5 protein-coding genes are annotated in these 6417 nt (G+C 46.1%); all 5 read right to left on the bottom strand.

Features of this window, described 5'->3' with window-relative positions; translation table 11 throughout:
• Positions 1-1279: 1279 nt before the first annotated feature.
• A complete protein-coding gene (locus tag HMPREF2955_RS01505; RefSeq protein WP_070720231.1) occupies positions 1280-1768 on the bottom strand; it encodes a DUF192 domain-containing protein in 489 nt (162 codons plus the stop codon).
• Positions 1769-2652: 884 nt separating this feature from the next.
• A complete protein-coding gene (locus HMPREF2955_RS01495) occupies positions 2653-3297 on the bottom strand; it encodes a heme oxygenase-like domain-containing protein (protein ID WP_070720226.1) in 645 nt (214 codons plus the stop codon).
• Between the two features lie 153 nt (positions 3298-3450).
• Complete coding sequence (locus HMPREF2955_RS01490; RefSeq protein ID WP_246830034.1) at positions 3451-4002, bottom strand: hypothetical protein; 552 nt, start codon at positions 4000-4002, stop codon at positions 3451-3453.
• Positions 4003-4376: 374 nt separating this feature from the next.
• The gene (gene pncB / locus HMPREF2955_RS01485) at positions 4377-5597 is read right to left on the bottom strand and encodes a nicotinate phosphoribosyltransferase (protein ID WP_070720221.1); all 1221 of its coding nucleotides are present in this window, start codon (positions 5595-5597) and stop codon (positions 4377-4379) included.
• A gap of 67 nt (positions 5598-5664) precedes the next feature.
• Positions 5665-6309: an HAD family hydrolase gene (locus tag HMPREF2955_RS01480; protein WP_070720219.1), complete on the bottom strand. Its 645-nt coding sequence runs from the start codon at positions 6307-6309 to the stop codon at positions 5665-5667.
• Positions 6310-6417 lie beyond the last annotated feature (108 nt).

Here is a 6417-nt window from a genome sequence, read left to right as displayed (position 1 = left end):
TTGAACCTTTGCGGGGAATTTTTAGAACATGCCTTATAACAAGTAAGGCAGCAAACAAACAATTGCGAAACGGATAGCCATATTTGCAGGTATAACTTTGCAAATCAGAGCGTTTTAAAGTTTGCCACTTACCATGATATTCATGGCCCACTCCCCCACAACATTCACCTTATTATATATGCGCATGCCTGCACGCGCGAGGGCGCAACATCCCCCTACGGCATCTATGTAGCCTGCTTTGCTTTCTCGGTTGCTTTGTTCCTGGCATTAAGGTCTATTGCGCAACCAGCACCTTATCTTGCTTTGCCCCCACGACAACATCATTAAGGCCCCCCACGAGCATTGCATATAAACTGCACATAAACAAAGAAACCGCCTCACACGATAAGCCAACGCAACACACGGAATAAGGTTTTGCACAATCAGAAACCTATTAGCCCACAAACTTACAGACCAACAAACTCACTAACCCCCTCCAACTTTTGTCCGCTTTTCGGCATGGAATTTAACATTATGAGTAGCCTTTTTACTCGCCACCCGCCTATCTTGCCGCAAAAAATCGATTCTCGCGAAGGTTGGTTTCGATGCAAAATAGGGTTAGCCTGTGGGTACGGCAAAATGAATTTTTATTTAATCGAACCACCATTTGCACCAACTTTTGGGCTATTTGCTGCTAAATGCGCTGCGTTTTGGTGCTAAATAGCGTGCGTTTTGGTGCAAAATGCACTGCAATATGCCGCTAAATGCAATGCGTTTTGCCACTAAACGCGAGGTAAAATGGTGCAAAACGCAGTACAATGTGCCGCTAAATGCAAGGCAAAAAGCATAAATATCCGCCGCAATGGTATAAATACAACCTTCTAGAACCATTAAATACATGGCTCAAAAGGGCAAAATGTACCCTAAAAAGTGGTTTTTTAGGGGCAAAAAGCAGAAATTTGAGGTCGGCAAAAACATGAATCGGCAGCAAACTAGAAAGGCAAAATGGTGCTAAATGCAGGTGGCATGCTCAAAATTGGACTAAAAAAGGAACGCGCCAAACCCAAATTTGCAGCCATTTGCCTGTTTTGAGGGCTGTTTTTGCGCTAGAAGGGTGTTGCGAGCAGGGGGTGTTTTGTAAAGATACTTTAAGTTTACGCCTATCCGGGATAAGATGGCTGTGGCTCTAAATACCACCAATATTTCAATTGCCATTACTACGCCAATCCCTCTGGGGTTGTTAGCTTACCGCAGGCAAATTGGCCTGCTGCGTTTGTGCGGCAGGTGTCGTCAGTATCGGTTATGGTAGCTTTATAGTACATCCCGGCCCAATGTTGTTCTTCTTGAACCAGCCTTGCGGCACTTCTAGCGCATAGCGCACAGATTGCGACGACTCTACACTTGCCTCACTGAACGGAGTCATATCGCGCGTTTCGCAGATTTCGCCACTTGCACTGATGAACGCGATTGAAAGGGGCGTAGGCGTGTCTTTCATCCAGAAGGCGATCTTTTGGTCTTTTTTAAACACAAAAAGCATGCCCGTTCCATCGGGAATATTTGTGCGCCCCATAAAGCCTTTTGTCATCTCTCGGCGTGAGCGGGCAAGCTCAACTGTTATGGGAATGGTCTTGCCGTCAAGATTTGTAATTGCCAAATCCTTTTTCTCAAATTCGAGCACAGATGTTGAACATGCGCTAAAAATGGCGCAGCACAATACAACCGCCCCCTTCAGCGCCAGCTTCGCATGCGCCTGTAAAAACTTTTTCGTGGTTAATCCTTTGTAAGTCATAATACAATTCATTATTTATTGGTCTGTAATTTATGGTGTTGTGGATAAGAAACAGCTCTTCCGAAAGCAAAGGTAATCTATTTTTTGCAAAACACGAAAAAGTTTTTGTTGTTTTTCTTGGTTGCTTTTTGCCACGCTGAAAGCAAACATTTTGTTTATGTTGCAGATGCTTGCAAAGGCCAGTTTGGTATAACTAAGGATGTAACTTGCTACCTTTCCACCTCGTTCTATCGATTGCCCTGTTCGTCTGTTGGGCATGTCTAAAAAACGCGAAGAAACATGTGGAAAGAGATTAATAATATGGTGTAGGCGCCAGAACGCATACCATTATACGCCAGTTCGGGATAAGAAAGTGTCCTAAAAAGTTGGTAATCTCACTATTATTTTGTGAGTTTATAAGAGTGTAAGTTAGTGAGCTGGTGAGGTTGTGAGTTAGTATGTTTGCGGCACTTTTCAAGGCATTAGCACGTTTTGCCACATACAAATGATGCTGAATTTTGAATTTAATCGCATCGTCGTCTTAGTACTTCGTGCATAATGAGGGGTGTTTATCTGTTTTCTCGCGTATATTCCAAAGTTGATAAGCCTCTCTCAAAGTTACAAGAAAACTAAAATTCAACACTAGTTTAACATTAAAGGCGCACCGCGGGGTACGCCCTTAATACTCTTATTGTATCGCGATTAACCCAAATCGGCCGTTAGAGCCTGTGCAGGTTTTGTTGGGTTGTTGAGCCCATTGTCTGTCTTACTCTTGAAGGCGTAGCGGACTACGTCGAGAGAATAAGACGGGCAAGATGCCGACGAGCAAACGAAAGGCGAACAGGGAACAATGCCAACAACCTAAAAATAATTGGTAAGCGGAGTAACGAGCGATTGGGGTTAGACTAGAAATCAGAGCTAGTATTATAGGGATCGACAAACGTGTAGCCCTGCCCTTTTTTCTTTAATTCAAGCCTAAAATAGGAAAACGACATGTGGGGGATTATGCCATTGTTCCCACTATAAACGCTCAGGAGTTCGACACCGGTATCCGACAGCGAACCTGAAGATAGAAATTTAGAGGAATCGATGTAAAAGCCGTAATAAAAGATTAGCGGTATCTGTACCCCATCTATCGACATTTCAACTCTGGAATATCCGATGCCCGTTGTGAATCGCTTTTCCATTTTGGCAATGTACTCGTCGGTAATGCCGTTTCGTCGGCCATCAGAGCGTGTTGCGCCTTTGGCAGCATAGGACGGGGGAATCTCTTTCAACGGAATTTCGGGTGAGAAAACGAGTAGCTTATCGCCTTCCATCACTTCTGTTCGCACGTCTAAGGCTTTACCGTCATTCTGCCCAACAACAGAAAACTTATTATCTTTCAATAGCTCGTCGGGGTCTATGGGCTGCCCATTTTCATCTTGTACCTGCACGTAGACTTTGTTTTCCACCACAAAGGCAGAATCGTCTGCATCGTTGTTCGAGCCACAAGCCACAACGAATAGGGCAGCCAACGCTGCGAGCAAGCGTATTCGCAAATGTTTCATCGTATATTATTAATTATTTAAAGCATGTTAATCTTTAAGACGGCGAAGACTGGGTTTGCAGGCCTTCAATGATCCTTTCCGTTGCTAAATTCAAGAGCTTTGGATTGAGCGTTAACGCCATGTGCTTAGCCCAAGTGGGTTGTAAGCACCTCTTTACTCTACCGAATAGCCCTGCCCTTGCTTGCGCAAAACAATTTTGAAATGTTTGTTATGCAGGTAAGGGTCTATCGTTTTACCCTGATACTCCACCGATTTTACAGCAATACTCGTTCCTCCCAACATTTTTTCGGCATTGGGCACAGCCGCATACGCATAATGAAAACGCATCGGCAGCTTAACGCGGTCTATCATTATCACCGCATCTGCATAGCCTTCGCCGCGTTTTCCCTCGGCCGTGTCCCAGAATTTCATTACAGACAAGTCGGGCAAGTCGGCAAAAAAGCGAAACACGTCAACGTCATCTAGCTTGTAGGCATCCACGTTTAAGGTGCGTTTACTGGCTTTTCCAAACACCGAGAACTTGCATTCGTACAGCAAGGCACTGGGCGATAGGACCTTTTCGCCATCTTGCACTTCAACATACACGGTATTGTTGAGGGAAGATGCCACCGTGGGCCTGTACATTTCTTTCTCCTCATCGGCACTACAAGCGGCCAACAGCACAAGCACTGCCATCAACCACAAACTGCTTTTCAATTGTTTCATCGTCTTCGGTTTTAAAAATGGAAGTGGAATATACATGCGACCAAAAGGCCTAGACACTCCATTTGAGTTAATTAATTGAAGTTGGAGCGCATGCCACTGCCCTAGGGTTATTATAATTAGATGCTGCAAATATACACTTTATGCTTTAAAGTGCAAAGAAGAAGGAAAGAAAATCTCAACTAAGACCATACAAAACAAGTGGTGCGAATTTTCTTAAAGAATTTCTACTCGCTTGTCATTATACACCTGTGTCTCTCTTACCGAGCCCCGTTTTACATTCTCATAGTTAGAAAAAAGTAAGCGAACGAAGGTCAAGCTTTTACATCACAGTCGGCCTTCGCTCGCTTCTCTTCGTTTTTTTCAAGGTGTTCCACCTACCCTATCTGTTTCAACAGATAGGCGCATTTCTCAGGATTACCCAGCGTTTTGCCCTTATCGCAAGATAGTTTTACACAGTCGTGCCATTCGCGTTTCTCAGTAATGCGGCACTTAGTGAGTTTTACTACAATGTTCATGGGCTTACATCCCAGCACATCGCAAGTAAGGAAAGTGCCCATGCCGTAGCTGTCTTGCACACGTCCGTCTACAAAGCGGTGTATCTCTAAGGCGCGTTCGATGTTCAAGCCATTGCTGTATATCACCTGCTTGGTGGCCGGATTGATGCCCAGCTGCTTGTATTTTTCGATGATTTTTTCGGTTTGCTCTTCTTCCACGCCGCTGTCTACACGCAAGCCAACGAACATCAAGGCCATGCGCTTTGATAGATTGTTGAAGAAAACCTTGTCGCCAAAACAGTCGTAGAGGTAAATGCCGTTGTCGCCATCGTAAACATCGCTGAACTTACGCATCACATTGAAGTTGCATTCGAAGATGCCGCTGACGTTTTCTTCGAACTCCACAATCTGATGGCTCATCGTTCCGATGGGGACGAGTTGGTGTTTCATGGCCAAATACACGTTGCTTGTACCGATTATACGACCCTTCCACGGCACGAAAACGCCGTCTACCTGCTCGCCGCCTGCATCGGCGGTGGCTTTCATGGCACGTATCACGTTGTCGTGATGCACAAAAGACAGTCGGCGACGCGTACCCATGTCGCCCAAAACCAATCCTCCGCGTAATATCTGCCTAGCCTTATCGACAGCGCGTTCGTACTCTACGTCGGCATCATAGCGTTCTAAGTCGCCGCGATGCAGGTGCATCAACTCGGAAACAATGGACAGTACGGGCATTTCCCACATGATAGTGGAATACCATTTGCCGCGAATGGATATGGCGAGTTGCCCATCTGGGGCTTGTTCGATATGCACTTCGGCCGGATTGAACTTGTAACCGCGCAAGAAAGTGAAGTACCATTGGGGCAGATAATACATGCGATGCTGCATAAAGGCTATCTCTTCTTCGGTTATTCGCACGTTCTGCATCAGGTTAATCTGCTCTTTCACCTTCTCGGCAAAGCCTTCGGGGTACACGGTGTGGTTACGGTCGAAGAAGGTGTATTCTACTTCGGCGCGCGGATAGGTTTGCAAGATGTAGTACTGGCAACTGAAAGTGTAGGCATCGTTGTCGGTAAAGTGGTTGATGATTGGTTGCATAAGTATCGTTTTTTATGGGTTTTTATTTCGAAGTGCGGTGGGTGTTGCGCGGGTGGGGTTAAGGGGATTAAATGATGTTGAGCAGCTCGGCAAAGTCGTCTATCACCCAATTGGCACCTGCTTCCTCCAACTCGGCAAGCGTGCCGTTGCCATAGGTTACGCCACAAGTAAGGGTGTTGGCGCGGCATCCCATCTCGATATCGAATGCCATATCGCCCACAACGAGCGTTTCTTCGGGCTTTACGCCAAAGTGTTCGAGGGTAAGGAGCACTGGTTCGGGATGAGGTTTGGCATTCGTAACATCGTCGGCACTCACAATATAGCTGATGTATGGGCCTATGCCGATGCTCCGCACGAGGTTGGGTAGCGAGTCGCGCCCACGACTGCTGGCTATGGTGAGCGTTAGGCCTGCATCGTGCATGCGCTTAATGGTTTGCACCACGTTGGCAAAGGGCTTTACTGCACCCGTAACATTGTTGATGTCGAAAATGCTGCGATAGGTTGTTACACAGGCTGTGGCCGTTGCATCGTCTACGTTTGCCAAACGCACGAAAGCCTCTTTAAGGGGCAGACCAATGGTGGCCGCGCATTGGTCTTCGCTATTTTGTGGCAAGCCATGTAGCCGCAGGGTTTCTCTCAAAGTGTCGACAATGATGCGGCGCGAGTCGCCTAGCGTGCCGTCAAAGTCGAGTATCACGGTGGTAATTCTCATCTTTTTGATGCAAAGGTATGAAAACTTTGGGAGTAAGTAAGGGTGGAAAGGGGAAAAATTGAAAAGGGGAAAGAGTGAAAAGGTGAAAGGGTGAAAGGGTGAAAAGGT

The sequence above is a fragment of the Prevotella sp. HMSC073D09 genome (genome assembly GCF_001814145.1).
Classification (GTDB): domain Bacteria; phylum Bacteroidota; class Bacteroidia; order Bacteroidales; family Bacteroidaceae; genus Prevotella; species Prevotella conceptionensis.
This window is presented reverse-complemented; position numbering and strand designations above follow the sequence as displayed.